Here is a 2,537-nt window from a genome sequence, read left to right as displayed (position 1 = left end):
TGTGAACTTCCACGATAATTAACACTCGTTGGACAATGATGAGATAATTATCAAAGAAAAGGCTTAAAATCGGCGTTTTTATTGCATGCAACCTGGATATATGGTATCATAATAATGAGTTAATTAACACTCGTCAGGAGGAGCCATGTATCTTAATATAACGGTAGAAACACCGGCTGTTGGAAACGGCATATCGCACAAGCCGATAAAGGGAACAAAGTATGTTTACTACGAGCATGGGCGGAGGTATGATCCCAAGAAGGGATATACCGTTCCTCAGACCACATCCATAGGAAAGATATGCGAAGATGACGTTACAAGGATGTATCCGAATGGGAATTATCTAAAGTTCTTTCCGGATGCAGAACTGCCTGAAGAGCTTCCAGTCTCGAACCGGAGCGGGTGCCTGAAGATTGGCGCATACGTCGTCATCAAGAAAATTATCGAGCATTATAAGCTTGATGATGAGATATGCAAGATTATCGGGAAGGATGCCGGATTGTTTCTTGATCTGGCGGCATACGTGATCGTGGCGGAAAACAATGCAGCCCAGTATTATCCTGATTATGCGTTTAACCACCCGCTGTTCACTGATTCGATGAAGATTTATAGTGATTCGAAGATATCGTCATTCTTAAGGGAGATAACAAGGGATGACAGCATAGAGTTCCAGAATGACTGGAATGGCAAGAGGAATCACAGGGAAAAAATATATATATCATATGATTCTACGAACAAGCATTGTCAGGCCGGAGACATAGAACTTGCAGAGTTTGGTCACGAGAAGGACAAGCAGAAGAAACCGATATATAACTACTCCATTGCATATGATAGGAACAATCGGCTACCATTGTTTTACGAAGCGTATCCGGGGAGCATAAATGACGTTTCACAGCTGCAGTTCATGCTTGAGAAGGCTGCGGCATACGGATATAAGAATGCTGGATTTATCCTTGACAGAGGATACTTCAGTGAACCGAACATCAGGTTTATGGATAAGAACGGATACGATTTCATCATCATGGTAAAGGGATGCAAGGAACTCGTAAATAAGCTCGTTCTGGAAAACAAAGGGACATTTGAGGATGAATGGGAAGCAACGATGCCCTATTATGACGTAAGCGGCATCACGGTGGAATCAGAGCTGTTCCCGACAGATGAGAAAAAACGATATTTTCATATCTACTACAGCGATTACAGAAAGGCGAAAGAAAGAGCAAAACTAAACAGTGAAATACGTGATCAAAAAGAATATCTCGAATCCTTAAAGGGAACGAATGTAAAAATAGATAACCGGTATACGGAATTCTTTGACCCGATCTACTACCACGAAGGTAAACCGGATCAGGTTCTGCAGATGGTAAGAGAGAAGAAGAATGCGATATCTCAGGCCATAAAGCTGTGCGGATACTTCTGTATAATAACATCGCGAGAAATGACAGCTGCCGAAGCGCTGGATCTTTATAAAAGCAGAGATGCATCGGAGAAGCTGTTCCGTGGGGACAAGTCCTATCTTGGCGAACGCACCATGCGAACTTATCATGATGAGCCAACACATGCAAAGATATTTATCGAATTCGTAGCGCTTATCATCCGCAACAAGATCTATACCTGTCTTAAGGACAGGATGCAGGAACTTCAAAAAAAGAAGAACTACATGACCGTCCCGGCTGCGTTAAAGGAACTTGACAAGATAGAGATCATCCGACAGATGGACGGTGTGTACAGACTGGATCATGCGATAACAGCGACGCAGAAAGACATCCTGCAGGCGTTCAACCTGAATGCATCGACAGTAAAAAAAGAAGCAGGAATGCTCTCAAAGCAACTTGACGTGATCACGGAATGAGGAGAAGAGATATGGCAAGAGGTAAGGCAGATATAAAAACCAGATTGAAGAGACAGGAGGAGAAGATCCTGAAAATGTCAGAGCAACTGGAAAAGGAAAAAGAAACATACAAACAGCTTCAGGAAGAAGAGCGACGGGAAGCAGTGAAGAAGATCACGGAAGCGTTTCTGAAAAGTAAGCGCAGTGTTGATGAGGTATTAGATTTCTTAAAGGGAAAGGCGGATTTGTGACATGTCAAGATACACATTGAAAGTCTATCCGGCAGGACAGGGGCGAACAACATATCGTACAATGGAGATCTCCGGAAAAGATACCCTGGACAGGCTGTGTGAATTTATATTGGAATCATATGACTTTATCCATGAGCATCTGTATGAATTCTGCATGGATAATAGAATGTACAGCGAGTACAGTTATCAGTATGATCCAGAGGATGGTAGTCCTTCAACTGACATAGCCATCGATGAGATCAAACTGGTAAAAGGACAGAACTTTTCTTTGCATTACGATTATGGTGATGACTGGATGTTCACAATACACGTTCAGAAGATTGAGGAAGAATCAAGAAAGAAACCACCGACACTGCTTAAGGCTGTTGGAAGTGTTGAGCAGTATCCTGATTGGGATGAGTGGGACGATGAAGAAGACGAAGATGAGTAACGAGAGTTAATTATAGAGGAAGTTCACA

At 42.5% G+C, this 2,537-nt stretch carries 3 protein-coding genes; all 3 read left to right on the top strand.

From position 1 onward, the window contains the following. The first annotated feature begins 145 nt into the window (after positions 1-145). The 3 genes from G589_RS0117540 to G589_RS0117530 are packed head-to-tail and all read left to right on the top strand — an operon-like array spanning position 146 to position 2,509. Positions 146-1,849: an IS1634 family transposase gene (locus tag G589_RS0117540; RefSeq protein WP_026523013.1), complete on the top strand. Its 1,704-nt coding sequence runs from the start codon at positions 146-148 to the stop codon at positions 1,847-1,849. Between the two features lie 11 nt (positions 1,850-1,860). Beyond that, positions 1,861-2,079 carry a hypothetical protein gene (locus G589_RS0117535; protein ID WP_026523012.1) on the top strand — a complete coding sequence of 73 codons (219 nt, stop codon included), beginning with the start codon at positions 1,861-1,863 and terminating at the stop codon, positions 2,077-2,079. Between the two features lies 1 nt (position 2,080). Next, positions 2,081-2,509 carry an IS1096 element passenger TnpR family protein gene (locus G589_RS0117530; protein ID WP_035776584.1) on the top strand — a complete coding sequence of 143 codons (429 nt, stop codon included), beginning with the start codon at positions 2,081-2,083 and terminating at the stop codon, positions 2,507-2,509. The last annotated feature ends 28 nt before the right edge of the window (positions 2,510-2,537 follow it).

Origin of the sequence: Butyrivibrio sp. VCB2001 (assembly GCF_000423965.1) — a bacterium.
In the GTDB taxonomy this organism is placed as follows: Bacteria; Bacillota; Clostridia; order Lachnospirales; family Lachnospiraceae; genus Butyrivibrio.
This window is presented reverse-complemented; position numbering and strand designations above follow the sequence as displayed.